This window comes from Flagellimonas sp. 2504JD4-2, from assembly GCF_053642935.1.
Genome location: NZ_JBSIOV010000003.1, coordinates 669,150 through 686,386, shown reverse-complemented (window position 1 = coordinate 686,386; position 17,237 = coordinate 669,150). Strand labels below are relative to the sequence as shown.

The following is a 17,237-nucleotide window of genomic DNA, read 5'->3' as shown; positions in this document are numbered from 1 at the left end:
TTTAAAAATATTTAGCTGCTGTATTATAAATTTCGTTTGCAGGTACAATGCTGTCCACCTTTTCTACGGCTTCAATCGAAGCACACGGCATGGCTTTCGCAAAAGCTTCAACAGGATCCTGCACAATAATTTTACCTCCTCGTTTTCGAACCCATTTTACCCCATTGGCTCCGTCGGAATTGGCGCCACTAACAATAATGGCAATCAAATGGTCCTTAAGGTTATAGGAAAAAGATTCCAACGAAACGTCTGCTGAAGGTCTGGAAAACATAACCTTTTCACTGAGGTCAAGACTTAAGGTCTTGTTCTTTTCCAGAATGCAGTGGTAGCCAGCAGGTACCAGGTAAACCACTCCTTTTTCCAATTTTGTTCCGTGTTCCACGGTCTTTACTGGTACATTTATTTTTTTGTCCAGATAGTTGGTCAAATGATCATGAACATCAACTTTTCGATGCAATACCACTACGATGGCAACCTTAAGGATCTCTTCCAGGCTTGACAAAAAGAGTTCAAGTACTTCAATGGCTCCAGAAGAACCACAAAAGAGTACCACCTTAAGGCATTCCGTGCTATCTTTTTTTTCTGTATATCTTGAGTTTGCCATTGATTATTTCCAATTCATTTAAAACAGATGAGAAAATTGCACTTTCCTTTGACCCCAAAATCAAATATCCACGCGGAACCAAACTGTCTATAAACAGACGTAGGATTCTATCCTGTTGTTCCGAAGTCAGATAAATGAAGACATTTCGGCACATGATCATATGCATTTGGTTGAATGAGGTACCATTTACCAAATTATGTTTTGTATATACCATGTTCTTGCTCAGTTCATTGTTCATTTTGACTTTCCCGTACTGCGCCACATAGTAATCGGACAGTGATAGCTCACCACCTGATTTTATATAATTGGTTGAGTACTCCTTCATTTCCTTCAACCCATAGATTCCTTTCTTGGCCTGACTTAGGGCATCAGAGTTAATGTCCGTGCAGTACTGGATCGATCTTTTCAGCAGGTTCTGTTCCTTCAGCAATATGGCAAGACCCAAAGGTTCTTCACCGGTTGAACATCCTGCATGCCAAATATTGATTCTTGGATAGGTCTCCAAAACACTAAAAACCTCTTCCTTTAAAAATCTGAACACTCCATGATCCCGAAACATTTCTGTGGTGTTGACCGTGATTTCATTTAACAGATCATCATCACTTAAACTTTGATTGGCAAGAAAGTACTTGAATGCGGTAAATGAGTCACATGCCTTGAGTTTCATAAGTCGTAATACACGCCTTCTAAGGGATTCTTGTGCATAGCCTGAAAAATCAAGTCCGTATAAATTGTTGGATATCTGAATAAAATCAGCCAACTCATTTTCTGATATTTCGACAAATGTTTCCATTAATTATATAACCAAACTTTTAACAGCGACAACAGTTTTTCCACATCAAGGGGTTTTGACATATAGTCGTTTACCCCAGCCTCCAAACATTTTTCCCGGTCTCCTTTCATCGCTTTGGCGGTAAGGGCGATAATGGGCAGTTTTTTGTGTCCCATGGCCCTAATTTTTTCCGTGGCTTCGTAGCCATCCATTACGGGCATCATAATATCCATTAAGACCGCATCAAACTCACCTGTTTTGACTTCTTCAACGGCTTCTGCACCGTTGGTGGCAACGGTTACCTGTGCTTTCTCAGCTTCAAGAACCGTTTCCAAAGCGTAAATATTTCGCATATCGTCATCTACAATAAGGATTCGCTTTCCCTTAATGATATCTTCCGAATTGAATTCTTTAGGGGGTAGAACAGGATATTCGGTCTGCGTGGAATTGAGCATGTTCAAAAAGAGCTCTGTCTCCTCAGAAAGTCGATCATAGGACTTGGTGGTCTTCAAAACCACGGAAGTATCCTTATGGCGTTCAATTTGTTTCAGTTCCTTTTTGGTCAATTCACGACCTGTAAACACGATTACCGGAACTTCTTTTTTCTGTGTTTTTAACTCACTCAATAATTCAATGCCATCGATATCCGGAAGTCCAAGATCCAAAACAACCAAATCTGGGTGTTCATTTTTGAACAATACCCTGGCATCCTTGGCATTTTTTGCTGCAATCGCTTCCAAGCTCTTACTTTTGACCATCTCCTGCAAGGCCTGATTATTGGATTCATCGTCCTCGATGATGAGAACTTTCTTTACATCTGCTCCGTTTATACTTTTTGAAATCGAGAAGAAAGTCTGTTCCAAGGTTTCAAGGGCAATAGGTTTTACCAAGTATTCAACAGCGCCCAATTCCAATCCCAATTTGGTTTTGTCTATTCCTGACATGATATGAACCGGGATATGTGCGTGATTTTCATTCGCCTTTAACTTTTTAAGTACTGTCCAACCGTCCATCACAGGAAGTTGCATATCTAAAATGATGGCATTGGGATTATAGACTTCGACATGTTCAATAGCTTTGTCACCTTGATCGGTCACCAATACCTTAAAACCATTTTCTCGCGCTTGGTCGAGCAACACTTTTGCAAATTGAAGGTCATCTTCAACAACCAAAATCACAGAATCACCTTTTTGTAGCTGATTGCGGTCATCTGCGATCACAGCTTTAAGTTTTTTACCAGCACTTTTTGTTTTGGGTTTGTCGGAAGGCGCTGCCTCTTCTTTTTGAGGTTCGATGATTTCATTTTCGGTAGAAACTACTTCATGCTCAACTTTTTCAACATAGGATTCCGTATGGGCCGCTTCGGAACTATCAAAAGGCAGGAATAAAGAGAAAGTAGAGCCTTTTCCAACCGTACTTTCTACAAAAATCTCCCCACCAAGAAGTTTTACAAGTTCCTTGGAAATACTCAAACCAAGACCTGTTCCTCCATATTTTCTTTGGGTCGTGCCATCTTCCTGTACAAAAGCTTCAAAAATAGAATCCAACTTTTCAGGTGTGATACCGATGCCCGTATCCGTTACAGAGATCTGTAAGACGTTTTCATGTTTTAAAAGTGATGGATTTGAGAACTTGGGAAGGGTTTTGGAATTTTTATACTCCAACGTCACCGTTCCATCTTCATCGGTGAACTTAAAGGCGTTGCTGAGCAGATTTTTTACTACTTGATTTAATCGTTGGGTGTCTGAAACGAAGGTTTCCGGAAGTGATTCATCAACCTTTAATACAAAATTCACTTTATTGTCTTCAGCAATGGCTACAAACGTCTTTTTGCTCTCCTCGGCATAAGTGCGCAAGTCATGGGATTCAATTTCCAATTCAATTTTTCCAGATTCCACCTTGGCCAAATCAAGTACTTCGTTGATTAAATTGAGCAAGTCTTCCCCTGATTTGTTGATGATTTGGGAAAACTCAATCTGTTTATCCGTAAGGTTTTTTGATTTGTTGTCCTGCAGCAGTTTTGAAAGGATAATTACACTATTAAGGGGTGTTCGAAGCTCATGGGACATGTTGGCCAAAAATTCAGATTTATACCTCCCACTTTTTTCAAGCTCCTCCGTTTTAATGACCAACGCAGTTCTGGCTTGCTCCAAAGCTGCATTCTTTTCTACCACACTTAAGTGTTGCTCTTCTAGTTGCTGGGCTTTTTCTTCCAAAAGCACGTTGGCTTTTTCAAGCTCCTCCTGCTGTTGTCTCAATTCCTCCTCCGAAGCCTGCAGCAAGCTTGCTTGTTTGGTCAATTCCTCGTTCGATACCCTTAGTTCCTCTTCCTGGGCCTCAACCACTTCTTTTTGCTTTTGGACCTCAAACTGGATTTCCTTTTGTTCAGTAATATCAACCGCTATTTTGAGAATTTTATAGGGTTTGCCCTCCGAATCCAGTATGGGGTTGTATGAGCCCTGAATCCAAACAGGTTTTCGATCCTTTCTTCTGCGTTCAAACTCTCCTTGTTTGAATTCTCCGTTTTTGAGCTCCTTCCAGAAATCTTTGTACTCATTTGATTTGGAATAGTTGCTCCCAACAAATATTTTATGGTGTTTTCCTTTGATTTCTTCCAAGGTAAAGCCCATGAGGTCAAGAAAAAGGTCATTCGCTGTGAGTACATGGCCATCCAAATCAAACTCGATGGCCGCATTGGATCTATTGATGGCAGAGATTTGATTGTTAACTTCAATGGAAAGTTCCTCGGTTCTTATTTGTTGAATTTTTTGTTGAGTAATATCAACGGCGACCTTAAGAATCTTATACGGTTTTTCATCGACATCAAGAATGGGATTGTATGAACCCTGAATCCAAATGGGTTTACCATCTTTTCCTTTTCGTTCAAACTCTCCTTGTTTGAATTCCCCATTTTTGAGCTCTTTCCAAAAATTCTTGTACTCTGCAGATTTTGAATACCCTGCTTCAACAAATATTTTATGGTGCTTTCCTTCAATCTCTTCCAAAGGATATTCCATAAGTTCAAGAAAAAGATTATTGGCGGTTAGAATGTTTCCTTCAAGGTCAAATTCGATAGCTGCATTGGAGCGGTTAATGGCCGAGATTTGATTGTTGACCTCAATAGAAAGTTCTTCCGTTTTGGTTCGTTCAACAATTCCTTTTATTATAATACCAATAGAAGAACTTATTTCTTTAATGAATTCCTTTTGAGCCTCATTGAAACTGTCCACAGTCCCAAACTCCATGACTGCTATAATTTCCTTGTTATGTTTTATAGGAATTATGGATATTTCCTTGGGAGCAGTTTTTCCGGCACTTGAATTGATTTCTAAGTAATTTTCAGGGATATCCTGAACATAAATGGGTTCTCCTTCTAGAGCGCATTGACCGACCAGTCCTTCACCTTTTTCAAGACTTTCGGGCAAACCCGTTGTGTTCCTGAAAGCATAGCTCCCATAAAGTTTTAATTTTGTGCATTCACAGTCGAAGAGGTGTTGGCTTAGATAAAATGTGCCTACGGAAGCTTTCAATAATTTGCTTATTGCACCACTCAGTATTGTTGTTAATACGCTTATGTCCTGTACTCCTTTGGTAACCTCATAAACTTGCGATATTGCCGTTTTTATCCAGCGCTGTTTTTCGAGTTCCTCGGTTCTTCTCTCAATTTCTTCTTGTTGTAAGGTATCTTCTGTAAGGTCACGAAATACACCTGTCCATATCTTGGTGTCGTTTACATTGACCTCGGTGATGGACAAAAGTGCGGGAAATGTGGTTCCATCTTTTCGTTTACATATAACTCTGTGATTCTTGTTGGTGAGTTGGATATTTTCCAATACTTCATTGGATACATTGGATTGATCGGACAAGAGGATACCAATATTTTTGCCCTTGATCTCCTTATACTCATATTGAAACAGATTTTCCGCAGTTCGATTATAAGATGAAATGGTCAAATCTTCTTTTAAGGTGATAATGCCATCGGAGGCATCTTTTAGGATAGCTTTGTTCTTGGCATCATTCTGTAGGAGACGCTGCCCAGCATAAAACATCTTTTTGATACTCCTATATGAAAATGTTCCGGTAATTAGGATTGAGGCGAGTAGAACAAATGCCACTGTCCAAGTAGATGAGGTAAATTCATCTTGGCTCAACCATAGGATAAAAATGGATAAAAGTATGAAGGCCAACAGCGAGGAACATACAATCAAAGCGACCGAGTTTTTTAGCCTTTGTTGAGAAGAAATTGTTCTGTGCATGGAATACTTATTTGTTAGTACTGGTTTTTTCGTTTTTCAAAAGTGTCTCGTAATCCAATGCGCTAGCAAAGCGATGTCAGTAAAAAATCATAATAATCTCTATTTTAAGTAAGTTTTTACTTACAACGTGAAATATGGAAGATTTGTATACATAACATAGAAAGTTTTCCAAGTTTTTGATTTGCTCCACCGCTTTCGCGTATGATTTGGACTAGAGCATACAACCAGAAATGTAATTTGGAAGTGTTTGATTTACCGAAACAGTAGATTACGGATTTATAAATCCATCATAGTTTTATTAGAATTGGATAGCCCATTCTAGAAGATATCAACAAATTCCAGAAAATTAATTTTCTGGCTTATGCATTACAAATATTACTCCCTTGCCTTTTTGGTCATTTTAGTGTTAGGAACAACGGTAGGTTGCAATGATGTTGGCAAATCGAAAATCTACAAAAGTGAATTACTAAATTTTGAATTGGAAATGGTTACCGATGGCATCCGGGTTCCCTTTGGGATGACCTTCCTTCCAAACGGAAAGATGTTGGTCACCAATCGTTTTTCTGGTGAAATCATCCAAGTTGATATAGATTCAGGGGATAAAAAAATACTCAAAGGTATTCCGAAGTCGTATTCCCGGGGAGATGGGGGTGCATTGGACATTCTTCTACATCCGGACTATGATACGAACGGATGGCTATATTTTTCCCATTCCATAGGTGATTCGATCAGCAGCTCCATGGCTATTGACAGAGCGAAACTAAATGGTGACTCTTTGATGAATGTCCAACGCATTTTTACTGCCTTTCCATTTTATCAGTCGCCCAGTCATTATGGCTCCAGAATGGTTTTGAAGGATGGATATTTGTTTTTTACCATGGGAGATCGTTACGATTTAATGGATTCCGCACAGACTCTGGACAATCACTTGGGAAAAGTGATGCGAATTTTTGAGGACGGAAGAATACCCAAATACAATCCTTTTGTCGATGTAGAGGATGCTAAACCCGAAATTTGGTCACTCGGTCATCGAAACCCACAGGGATTGACGTTACACCCCAAAACGGGGGAGTTATGGTTGCATGAACACGGTCCAAAAGGAGGGGATGAACTCAACTTGATTAAATCTGGTCTTAACTATGGATGGCCTATAATTTGTCATGGAATCGACTATGATGACAATCCCATTGGTGACGGAATCACCCATAAAGATGGGCTGGAACAGCCAATACATTATTACACCCCATCCATTGCTCCCAGTGGAATGGTGTTTTATCATGGAGATAAATTCAAAGCATGGAACGGTAACCTCTTTATCGGGGCCATGGCATTGACCCATTTAAATCGGTTGGTTTTGGAAGATGGGAAGGTGGTGCACGAAGAAAGGATATTGGAAGATTTTGGAAAACGAATACGCGTAGTACGACTAGGTCCAGACGGATATTTATACATCGGGGTCGATGGAGGGGCCATTTACAGATTAAGACCGCTTTAGCTATTAAAATGGCAATTTGGATTCCTTGAAGATAAAAGTCACCAACGGCACGAAAAAATCACGAAAACCTTTTCGAAAATTTTTCGTTAAACAAAAATTACTTTTAAATGATTGATATTCAATGATTTGAAATCAAATACAAACACTGCTTATTGGTGTTGTTATTTTGATTTTTAAATAGAATCCTTCTGCTAAACTCCTTATTAGGTCTAACATTTTTTACATTTGAGTAGTTCCATCAAACTAAAAATCAATGTATTATTTGGGGATAGACCTTGGAAGCTCATCTATTAAAGTTGCGCTCATAGAATCTGCGAGCGGAAAGAGCGTTGGGGTGGTCCAAGAACCCGAGGAAGAAATGTCAATGCTTGCCCCACAAAGGGGATGGGCCGAACAATCGCCTGAGGACTGGTGGGAACACGTTTGCAAGGGAATTGCCAAGCTAAAAGGTGATTACGGCATATCGGAACATGAGATAAAGGGGATAGGAATAGCATATCAAATGCATGGTTTGGTTTTGGTTGATGAAAATGGAAAGTCCATTCGAAATTCCATTATTTGGTGTGATAGCCGAGCCGTCGAGATTGGCAACAGTACCTATGAAGGTATAGGTCAAGGGCATTGTGATAAGCATTTGCTGAATTCCCCGGCCAATTTTACAGCTTCTAAGCTTCGTTGGGTCAAAGACAATGAACCTGGGAATTTTAATAGGACCCATAAGTTCATGCTACCCGGGGATTATATTGCCTATAGATTTTCTGGGACTATCAGCACAACAATTTCAGGCTTATCGGAAGGCATCTTTTGGGATTTTGAACAAGACAAGGTTTCGGAAGATATTCTAAGCTATCATGGTTTTTCCAAAGATTTAATTCCCGATGTGGTGGATACCTTTAGCGATCAAGGACAGGTTTCACAAACCGGAGCCATAGAAAGTGGACTTTTAGAGGGGACACCAATTCTGTATCGGGCAGGAGATCAACCCAACAACGCTTTGTCCCTAAATGTTTTTAACCCTGGTGAAGTTGCGGCCACAGGTGGTACATCTGGGGTGGTGTATGCGGTTACCGATAATCTTTCGGTAAAAGAAAGTTCACGCGTAAACAATTTTGCCCATGTAAATTATAGCAAGGGTAAAACACAAAACATCGGAAAGTTACTCTGTATCAACGGTGCAGGCATTCAATATCGATGGTTGCTGAACAATTTGGATGTTTCTTCCTATGAGGAGATGAACCAATTGGCCAATGAAGTCAATATAGGTTCAGATGGTCTTTATGTCATTCCTTTTGGTAATGGAGCTGAACGTATGCTGCTAAATCAAGATGTGGGCACGCGAATTGTCAACATGGATTTAAACCGTCATTCCAAAGCACATTTTTGCCGAGCTGCTATCGAAGGTATCGCCTTTGCTTTTGTGTATGGTATGGAAATTATGAGATCTGACGGAATCAATTCAAAGGTCATACGAGCAGGTAACGACAATCTCTTCCAATCGAAGATTTTTGCCAATACCATTTCAACATTGACAGATCAGGAAATTGAAATTTATAATACCACCGGAGCCATTGGTGCTGCCAGGGCTTGCGTCATTACTTTGGATGGATATGAGGCGTTTTCAAACTTTATGAAGAGCGACTATGTAATGACTTTTTCACCGGATAAAAACAAATCAAAATATAAAGAGGCTTATGAAGCCTGGAAAAAAGAACTCGAACTAATAATAAATAGCATTTAACATGGCACTTTTAGGAGATAAAGAATATTTCAACGGTATAGGAGAAATCAAATTTGAAGGAAAAGATTCCGATAATCCTTTAGCATTCAAATTTTACAATCCGGAACAAGTTGTTGCCGGAAAGACGATGCGCGAACATTTTAAGTTTGCCATGGCGTATTGGCATACACTATGTGGTACTGGAGGTGATCCTTTTGGTCCTGGAACCAAAGACTTTCCATGGTCTACCGCTGCGGATCCGATACATGCAGCCCAGGAAAAGGCTGATGCCGCTTTCGAATTCATGACCAAAATAGGTTTTGACTACTATTGTTTTCATGATTACGATTTGGTGGATGAGGCAGGCACATTATCCGAATCCGAGAGTAGAATCCATAAGATTGTAGAATATCTTCAGCAGAAACAAAAGGCATCTGGGGTTAAGTTGTTGTGGGGTACATCCAACTGCTTTTCCAATCCCAGGTATATGAACGGAGCTGCTTCGAATCCGGATTTCAATGTTGTGGCAAGGGCAGGAGCGCAGGTGAAGATAGCCTTGGATGCTACGATTGCACTCGGAGGTGAGAATTATGTTTTCTGGGGTGGCCGCGAAGGCTATATGTCCTTGTTGAACACGGACATGAAAAGAGAACAGGACAATATTGGCCGATTTTTAAATATGGCCAAAGATTATGCTCGTGGACAAGGTTTTAAGGGAACTTTCTTTATTGAACCAAAGCCCATGGAGCCCACAAAACACCAATATGATTTTGATGCGGCGACATCCATTAATTCCATTCGCGAATACGGACTGGAAAATGACTTTAAACTCAATATAGAGGTGAATCACGCCACTTTGGCCCAGCATACTTTTCAACATGAACTTCAGGTTGCGGCCAATGCTGGAATGTTGGGCAGCATAGATGCCAATAGGGGAGATTATCAAAACGGATGGGATACGGACCAATTTCCTAATAACACTTTGGAGGTTGCAGAAGCTATGCTTGTGTTCCTAAAATCTGGTGGACTTCAAGGTGGAGGTGTGAATTTTGATGCTAAAACCAGGCGAAACTCCACGGATTTGGAAGATATCTTTTTAGCCCATATCGGTGGGGCCGACACTTTTGCTAGAGCTCTGTTGATCGCAGATGCAGTAATACAGCAATCACCCTATGAATCCCTGTTAAATAAGCGATATGCCTCTTTCGATTCTGGAAAAGGTGCTGATTTCGAAGCTGGAAATTTATCGTTGACAGATTTGTATGACTATGCTGGTGCCCAGGGAGAACCAAAGCAAATAAGTGGGAAGCAAGAATTGTTTGAAAACATCTTGAATCAATATACCTAAAAACATATGGAATCAATATTGGAAACTGCCGATTGGTGGGTGCTAGCCGCCTATCTCTTGGCGCTTATCGGAGTTGCTGTTTGGGTGGTTCTTCAAAAGAACAAAAACACCGAAGATTACTTTCTAGCAGGACGGAATGTTGGCTGGTTTGTAATAGGAGCATCCATTTTTGCCTCCAATATTGGTTCGGAACATGTAGTGGGATTGGCAGGAACCGGTGCTGAGTCGGGAATGCCCATGGCCCATTACGAACTCCATGCATGGATTGTTTTGCTTTTAGGATGGCTGTTTTTGCCATTTTATTTCAGGAGCAAGGCTTTCACTATGCCGGAGTTTCTGGAAAAAAGGTTCGATAGTCGCTCCAGGTGGTTCCTCTCCGTTTTTTCGTTGGTGGGTTATGTGATAACCAAAGTATCTGTTACAATTTATGCTGGTGGAATTGTTGTTTCCGAACTACTGGGGATTCCTTTTTGGTATGGCGCTATTGGCATTGTGGTTTTTACTGGGGCCTATACTGTTATCGGTGGAATGAAAGCAGTTATTTATACTGAGACATTGCAAACCGTTATCCTTATTGCAGGTTCGTTGATCATAACATACCTTGGTTTACAAGAAGTGGGGGGATGGGAAGAACTGCGTTTGGTCGCTGGAAGCGAACATTTCAATATGTGGCGACCCATTTCTGACCCGGATTTTCCATGGACAGGCATGTTGATAGGGGGAACTATTGTTGGTATTTGGTACTGGTGTACGGATCAATATATTGTTCAGCGTACTCTGGCGGCCAATAATATAAAGATTGGTAGGAGGGGAGCTATATTTGGCGCTTACCTTAAGCTGTTGCCCATCTTTATTTTCTTGATTCCCGGAATCATTGCTTTTGCCTTGGCCAAACAAGGAGTACTGACCTATGAAAAAAGTGATGAGGTCTTTCCGGTACTTGTAAAAACCTTGCTTCCGGTTGGCTTAAAAGGTTTGGTAGCTGGAGGTCTTATGGCAGCACTGATGAGCTCTTTGGCTTCAGTTTTTAATTCGTGTTCCACCATTTTTACTATCGATATCTATAAAAAATTAAAGCCATTGACGGCCGAAAGCAAACTCCTCCGAATAGGCAAAATCGCAACAACCATAGTTGTGGTATTGGGAATTATTTGGATTCCGATAATGGAAAAAATAGGGGGTGGGGTACTTTATCAATATTTACAGAGCGTTCAATCTTATATTGCTCCACCGATAACAGCAGTATTTCTCTTGGGAATACTGTGGAAACGGGTAAACTCAAAAGCGGCTATTGTCACGCTTTTTTCCGGCTTAGTGGTGGCCGCACTTCGGATTTTAGCTGAAATATATCAAGCGGATCTATCGGGGGTTCTTTTGTCCTTCGCAACGATCAATTTTGCCCATATGGCAATCTTCATGTTTATCCTATCCGTAGTGATTTGCATAGGCGTTAGTTTGGCGACCAATCCTCCGAATTATGCCCTGATCAAAGGACTTGCGTTAGGGACCTTATCCGATGAGGACAGGCAACTAAACAGAGAAAGTATGTCAACCATTGATATTGTGCTTTCTGTGGCATTGGTGGCAGTGGTTATATTCATTCTGACCTATTTCACTGGGTAAGGTGTTCCCTTGGCTCTAAACTTAATGGATTATGAAAAAACTTACCTTAAAAGATATTGCTTCCCATTTTGGGGTGTCCATATCCACCGTCTCTAAAGCGCTTAAGGATAGTTCAGAAATCAGTCCGAAGGTAAAGCTCAAAATACAGAGATTCGCAAAGGAAAATCATTACAAACCCAATCGCATTGCACTTAACTTATTGAGTAAATCCACAAAGGCCATTGGAGTAGTTGTCCCCAATATTTTAAACTATTTTTTCACCCAGGTTTTTTATGGAATTGAACAATCCGCCAATGCCCGGGGTTACACGATCATAAGTTGTATTTCTGATGAATCTTACAAGAAGGAGCTTCAAACCGTTGAATTATTGGGCTCTGGGATTGTCGATGGATTGATTTTGTCTTTGTCCGAAGAAACACAAGCCAAAGGCGATACAACACATCTTCAGAACGTAATGGAGAATCAAATACCCATGGTATTGTTCGATAGGGTAAGTGAACAAATAGATTGTGATAAAATTGTTGTGGATGATTTTGAAGCAGGGTACAATACAACAAAATATCTATTGAACACAGGCTGCAAAAAAATAGCCATCGTCTCAGCCATTTATAATTCCAGTGTTGGAAAACTAAGGGTAAAGGGATACAAGAAGGCGTTGTTGGAAAATAATTTGGACTACGTTGAGAAAAATGTGGTCAAAGTTGGTAAAAATGATGACCTCCAACTTTTGATGTCCTTACTGCTCGATGATAAGGAAATTGATGCGATAATAGCCCTGGATGAAATGACCGCGGTGGACACCCTGAATATCCTAAAACTGAAGGGAATTGAGGTTCCCGACCAGATATCAATTGTTGGATTCACCAATGGCAGATTATCCAAATATGTTTCCCCTGCGTTGACGATGGTAAGTCAACATGGAAAATACATCGGGGAGCTGGCGGCCAATATTCTTATAGACCGTATCGAATACGAAGGGGAGATGCCCTATACGACCAAGTTGGTAAAAACCAGCCTTATCGAGCGGGATTCAACACGACGCATCGAATAGCCATATTTTGATCTACTCATGAAAGGTTAATTTTCAATTATATTTTGCAATTGGAGTTTGTGGTTCTTCCATTTTTTCATTCCTTCGAGACTTAATTTTTTTAGAATGACACTATTTGTTGACATGGACGAGGTAATTGCCGATACCTATGGGGCACATTTGGATTTGTATAAAGAAAAGTATGGTGTGCAGCTTAATCTTGAAGATTGTCACGGTAAGGAGGCTTGGGAAAGTGTACCAGCGGAGCACCGTGAGCAAGTAATGAATCATGCTTGGCAAGTTGGTTTTTTTAGGGATTTAAAGCTTGTTGAGGGAAGCCAGGAAATTCTGGCCGAGCTGGACAAAAAATATGAAGTATATATTGCTTCGGCCGCCATGCAATTTCCTAATTCATTAAAAGAAAAGTCAGATTGGCTGGATGAATTTTTCCCTTTTATTCCATGGCAGAGACGTATACTCTGCGGACATAAGTTCATTTTGAAGGGCGATATCCTAATTGATGATAGAAGCTATAATTTGGAGAAGTTCGATGGCCGTTCCATCCTGTTCACATCCCCACACAATGTAAACAGTAACGGATTCGAACGCGCGAACTCATGGGATGAAATCGCAGCTAAACTTTTGTAACTTAGGGCATGCGATTACCAAGAATGCTCCGGGTATCTTTTTTGTTTCTTAGCCTTTTTTTATTGAACGGTTGCGCCGCCCAATCAAGACTCATTGAAGATGAAATTCAAACGGTAAATACCGAAAACCTAAAGTATTATTTGTACTATCCCGAAGCATACGATTCGGATAACAACGAAGACTTTGGGCTGTTGTTGTTTTTGCACGGAGGAGGCGAAGCAGGTGGTAGTTTGGAGGAAGTGAAAGAAAATGGTCCACCCAAGCTCTTGGTTGAAGGGAAACAATTCCCATTTTTGGTGTTGGCTCCACAAAATCCGCATAAGAAAAAGTGGTGGAACACGGAGGCTGTGATGCAGCTGTTGGACTCGGTTGTTGAAACCAATCGAGTGGATAGGAAAAGAATCTATCTTACTGGCTTGAGTCGAGGAGGAGGTGCAGCATGGAGCCTAGCCACCCAATATCCCGAAAGATTTGCTGCCATGGCCGTGGTTTGTGGTATGACTCCTTTGCCTTACGCCCATTGGATAGACAAAAACATGCCAATTTGGGTGTTCCATGGCGACGAGGATAAAGTGATTTCGGTGGAAGAATCCGATAAAATGGTCGCCAAACTGAAGCAAATGAACTATGATGTGAAGTACACCCGGTACAAAGGGGTTGGCCATAATTCATGGAGCAGAGCTTATATGAACGATTCCCTGTACACATGGTTTAACCAACAAAAGCGAGATTGATGAAGAAACTTATTGTATTCACCGCAGCCATCATTTTATGTGCATGTAAAAGGAATGAAAATGTTTCTAAAAGCACGGTTTTAGAAGATTCTGAAGCAGAAAAAGAGGTAATGCTGGATACAGTGGCCAAAGAACCCGTTCAGGATAGGACATTGAAATCATTTGAAGGTTTGGCGGACACCACCTTCGTGCGATTGGCTGACTTCAGCGATGATTTTGCATATGATATGAGATATGCTACAGAGAATAATTTTCTAAAAGCCAAGGTGTATGATTGTCCCGAATGTTATACCCGTGTAAAAACTGCCAAAGCACTTATTAAGGCAAATAAGGCCTTTATGGAAAAGGGGGTGAAAATCAAGTTTTTCGATTGTTATAGACCGAATTCAGTGCAGTACAAAATGTGGGAAATTGTGTCCAATCCGCAATATGTGGCAGACCCAGTCAAGGGTTCAATACATAACAAAGGAGGTGCTGTGGATATTACTTTGGTTGATTTGGAGGGAAATGAGTTGGACATGGGAACGGATTTCGATTTTTTTGGAAAGCGAGCGTATCATGATAATTTGGACCTTCCCCAAACCATTCTTGACAACAGAAAATTACTAAAAGAAACAATGGAGTCCTTTAACTTTTGGTCCATCAGAACAGAGTGGTGGCATTACAATTTGTCTGATGCTTCAAATGATAGAGTGGCTAACTTTAAATGGGAATGCGTAGATTAAATCTTTTTACAAACCAATACGATTAGCTTATCGTTTGAATCTGTTGTAAAAAAAAGATAGTGCTCCCCACCGTCCTTTATTTTGTGTTTTTTGCGAAGCTCTGCTACTGAAGTTGGGAAGTTTCTGGTCGTGATATTCACTTTGCCAAAACCTGTGTCTTTTAGCGTCTTTTTGGAATAGGGTAACACTTGTTCAATTTTAAACTTTCTCCCTGGAAAATCAATCAAATGGGTTGATGTATACAAATGGGAATGCTGATGCAATTTTTTAACCGCAAGGGTATTGGCAATCGATTTGAATCCCCCAGATTTAAGAATGGCTGCATTGGGTTCATACAGATAGGTTTCAGGAGAACCTAAGGTTGTAGTCGCTTCCTGTTCTTGATGAAATACAAATTGAAATGTCTCTTCATTGTCTTGAATAAGATTGACCGTTTTAATTGAGATATCATCTGCAAATCCTTTTTCCAATACGAAAAGCAATTCTTTTACTTCATTTCGCACAGCAACCACATGGACTTCTTTTACAAAATCAAGTTCTTTTAACCCTTGGGAGATATCCAAGAGGGGAGAAGTCTTGACCAGAACGTTGTCAGTTTTTTCGAAAATTGCAGGAAGGTGCATTGGTAAGTTCGGGATACAATCTTTCAATAAAAAAACTTTTCCCTTGTGGTCACTTCTACGTGAGGGGTCGATATAAATCCAATCAAAATTTTGACTGGATTCCCTCAAATATTCAATGCCATCTTTGGAAATGCAGGAGATGTTTTTTCGACCTAAAATCTGGAAATTGTGCGCACCGATTTCACTTAAATCTGGATTGATTTCACAATGAAAAACAGTATCTATTTTCTTTGAAAAAAAGTAACTGTCAACACCAAATCCTCCGGTCACATCAAGCAGCATTTTCCCGTCCACCAACCCCGCTTTGTAAGCAGCAGTTTGTTCTGAACTGGTTTGCTCAATATTCAATTTGTTAGGGTAATAAATACTAGCTGTATTGAACCAAGTAGGTAGCTTTTCCTTGCACTTTTTTTTGGCTTCAAGCTGTTCCGAGAGCTCTTTTTGAGAAATTCCCTCGAAAATAGGTTTTTTAAGCAAAACTGACACGATGTCAGTGCTCCAATTTTTTTCTATAAAATTCTGTACACCAGTATTTAATATCAATTTATTCAAACTGATACTATAAATTTTTAGTTAACTTTTTCACAAACGAATTTTCGGCCAAAAACTCCTTCAAAATTACCTTTATAGCGGTATATCCGGGTACAGCGACCACCATTCCTACGACTCCAAAAACGAGTCCTGCAATAATGATGACCAGGAAGATTTCAAGCGGATGGGATTTAACGCTTGTGGAAAAAATAAAGGGTTGCGAAAAGAAATTATCGATGAGCTGACCGATGATTAAACCTATCAAAACATAGAGCGCTTTTGGTAAAATTACCGTGCTGAAATCCGCCCCCAAAAAACTGGTCATTGTGAGCGTGATCATGATGGCACCACCGATGATCGGACCGATGTAGGGAATGATGTTGAACAGGGCGCACAAAAATGCAATTACAATGGCATTTTCAACTCCAACGACCAACAACGCAATGGTGTAAATGACAAACAAAATAAAGAGCTGTAACAAGATCCCTGCGAAGTATCTTGAAAGCAATCCGTTGATTTTGTCAACCGATTTTACAAGATTACTTTCTTTATTATCCGGGACAAAAATCAGCATCCCATTTTGGAACAACTTGCTATCCTTTAAAAAGAAAAAGGAAATAAAAAGCACCGAGAAAAGACCAATGCTAAAACTACTTAATGTATTTACAAAGGAGTTCAGAAAGTTAGGAATGAAGCCTAAATCCAATCCTTCCAAAACATTCTTTTCGAGTTCTGTATCGTGTATAAGGTCGTTCACCCGATCTGTTGAAGCACCGAAATATTCCAAAATTTGAAGGTACAGGGTATTTACATCCCCCTTGAGGGCATCAATATCCAATAAGGAAAGATTCTTGCTCTGTTCCGAAATGAGCGGAATAAACAATGCGAGTATCCCCATAAAAATGGCCAACATAAAAACCATGGTCACAATCACGGCCAGGGTATTTGGAAACTTCAGTTTTCTTCTTAAAAACAGAACCACGGGCCTACCGAGTAGAGCTATCACCGCGGCAATGGCCAAATAGGCCAGTACGGATTGAATCTTGAAAAGAAAATAGGCCAATAGTACCACACCGGTAATTATGGCTACTGCCCTTAATATTCCATTTGCTATTATTTTTGAACTCATGC

Annotated in this window: 13 protein-coding genes; 8 read left to right on the top strand and 5 right to left on the bottom strand. The window is 40.3% G+C overall.

Annotated elements, in window-relative coordinates; genetic code table 11:
• Nucleotide 1 precedes the first annotated feature (1 nt).
• Genes ACULLH_RS14370 through ACULLH_RS14360 form a run of 3 tightly spaced genes read right to left on the bottom strand, consistent with a single transcriptional unit; the run spans nucleotide 2 to nucleotide 5,632 of the window.
• Nucleotides 2-604: a chemotaxis protein CheB gene (locus tag ACULLH_RS14370; RefSeq protein ID WP_454089447.1), complete on the bottom strand. Its 603-nt coding sequence runs from the start codon at nucleotides 602-604 to the stop codon at nucleotides 2-4.
• On the bottom strand, nucleotides 570-1,397 hold the full coding sequence (locus ACULLH_RS14365) for a CheR family methyltransferase (RefSeq protein ID WP_454089446.1): 828 nt from the start codon (nucleotides 1,395-1,397) through the stop codon (nucleotides 570-572). The genes ACULLH_RS14370 and ACULLH_RS14365 overlap by 35 nt, the downstream gene beginning before the upstream one ends.
• Nucleotides 1,397-5,632, bottom strand: a complete 4,236-nt coding sequence (locus tag ACULLH_RS14360) for a response regulator (RefSeq protein WP_454089445.1) — start codon at nucleotides 5,630-5,632, stop codon at nucleotides 1,397-1,399. Before ACULLH_RS14360 ends, ACULLH_RS14365 begins: the two co-directional genes overlap by 1 nt.
• A gap of 361 nt (nucleotides 5,633-5,993) precedes the next feature.
• Here ACULLH_RS14360 and ACULLH_RS14355 point away from each other — a divergent pair, with 361 nt between their 5' ends.
• From ACULLH_RS14355 to ACULLH_RS14320, 8 genes are all read left to right on the top strand, one after another.
• Nucleotides 5,994-7,127 carry a PQQ-dependent sugar dehydrogenase gene (locus ACULLH_RS14355; protein ID WP_454089444.1) on the top strand — a complete coding sequence of 378 codons (1,134 nt, stop codon included), beginning with the start codon at nucleotides 5,994-5,996 and terminating at the stop codon, nucleotides 7,125-7,127.
• Nucleotides 7,128-7,380: 253 nt separating this feature from the next.
• Nucleotides 7,381-8,865, top strand: coding sequence for a xylulokinase (locus ACULLH_RS14350; protein ID WP_454089443.1), 1,485 nt, complete (start codon nucleotides 7,381-7,383; stop codon nucleotides 8,863-8,865).
• Nucleotide 8,866: 1 nt separating this feature from the next.
• Entirely contained in the window at nucleotides 8,867-10,192 is a 1,326-nt protein-coding gene (gene xylA, locus ACULLH_RS14345; RefSeq protein WP_454089442.1) for a xylose isomerase, read from the top strand.
• 6 nt (nucleotides 10,193-10,198) lie between these two features.
• Entirely contained in the window at nucleotides 10,199-11,815 is a 1,617-nt protein-coding gene (locus ACULLH_RS14340; RefSeq protein ID WP_454089441.1) for a sodium:solute symporter, read from the top strand.
• A gap of 31 nt (nucleotides 11,816-11,846) precedes the next feature.
• On the top strand, nucleotides 11,847-12,866 hold the full coding sequence (locus tag ACULLH_RS14335; protein WP_454089440.1) for a LacI family DNA-binding transcriptional regulator: 1,020 nt from the start codon (nucleotides 11,847-11,849) through the stop codon (nucleotides 12,864-12,866).
• A 105-nt stretch (nucleotides 12,867-12,971) separates the two neighbouring features.
• Nucleotides 12,972-13,493, top strand: a complete 522-nt coding sequence (locus ACULLH_RS14330) for a 5' nucleotidase, NT5C type (protein ID WP_454089439.1) — start codon at nucleotides 12,972-12,974, stop codon at nucleotides 13,491-13,493.
• An 8-nt stretch (nucleotides 13,494-13,501) separates the two neighbouring features.
• Nucleotides 13,502-14,227 (top strand): carboxylesterase family protein, encoded by a 726-nt coding sequence (locus ACULLH_RS14325; RefSeq protein WP_454089438.1) that lies wholly within the window; start codon nucleotides 13,502-13,504, stop codon nucleotides 14,225-14,227.
• A complete protein-coding gene (locus tag ACULLH_RS14320; protein ID WP_454089437.1) occupies nucleotides 14,227-14,952 on the top strand; it encodes a M15 family metallopeptidase in 726 nt (241 codons plus the stop codon). Before ACULLH_RS14325 ends, ACULLH_RS14320 begins: the two co-directional genes overlap by 1 nt.
• Here ACULLH_RS14320 and ACULLH_RS14315 read toward each other — a convergent pair.
• Together ACULLH_RS14315 and ACULLH_RS14310 are read right to left on the bottom strand one after the other, a co-directional pair.
• A complete protein-coding gene (locus tag ACULLH_RS14315; protein WP_454089436.1) occupies nucleotides 14,949-16,061 on the bottom strand; it encodes a THUMP-like domain-containing protein in 1,113 nt (370 codons plus the stop codon). The two genes, ACULLH_RS14320 and ACULLH_RS14315, sit on opposite strands and share 4 nt — an antisense overlap.
• A gap of 73 nt (nucleotides 16,062-16,134) precedes the next feature.
• Entirely contained in the window at nucleotides 16,135-17,235 is a 1,101-nt protein-coding gene (locus ACULLH_RS14310) for an AI-2E family transporter (protein WP_454089435.1), read from the bottom strand.
• Nucleotides 17,236-17,237: the final 2 nt, after the last annotated feature.

Bases quoted from the DNA above. Each gene is read 5' to 3' on its own strand.
- ACULLH_RS14325 (WP_454089438.1), top strand. From the start codon at position 13,502: ATGCGATTACCAAGAATGCTCCGGGTATCTTTTTTGTTTCTTAGCCTT.
- ACULLH_RS14365 (WP_454089446.1), bottom strand. From the start codon at position 1,397: ATGGAAACATTTGTCGAAATATCAGAAAATGAGTTGGCTGATTTTATT.
- ACULLH_RS14370 (WP_454089447.1), bottom strand. From the start codon at position 604: ATGGCAAACTCAAGATATACAGAAAAAAAAGATAGCACGGAATGCCTT.
- ACULLH_RS14340 (WP_454089441.1), top strand. From the start codon at position 10,199: ATGGAATCAATATTGGAAACTGCCGATTGGTGGGTGCTAGCCGCCTAT.
- xylA (WP_454089442.1), top strand. From the start codon at position 8,867: ATGGCACTTTTAGGAGATAAAGAATATTTCAACGGTATAGGAGAAATC.
- ACULLH_RS14330 (WP_454089439.1), top strand. From the start codon at position 12,972: ATGACACTATTTGTTGACATGGACGAGGTAATTGCCGATACCTATGGG.
- ACULLH_RS14320 (WP_454089437.1), top strand. From the start codon at position 14,227: ATGAAGAAACTTATTGTATTCACCGCAGCCATCATTTTATGTGCATGT.
- ACULLH_RS14355 (WP_454089444.1), top strand. From the start codon at position 5,994: ATGCATTACAAATATTACTCCCTTGCCTTTTTGGTCATTTTAGTGTTA.
- ACULLH_RS14360 (WP_454089445.1), bottom strand. From the start codon at position 5,632: ATGCACAGAACAATTTCTTCTCAACAAAGGCTAAAAAACTCGGTCGCT.
- ACULLH_RS14335 (WP_454089440.1), top strand. From the start codon at position 11,847: ATGAAAAAACTTACCTTAAAAGATATTGCTTCCCATTTTGGGGTGTCC.
- ACULLH_RS14310 (WP_454089435.1), bottom strand. From the start codon at position 17,235: ATGAGTTCAAAAATAATAGCAAATGGAATATTAAGGGCAGTAGCCATA.
- ACULLH_RS14350 (WP_454089443.1), top strand. From the start codon at position 7,381: ATGTATTATTTGGGGATAGACCTTGGAAGCTCATCTATTAAAGTTGCG.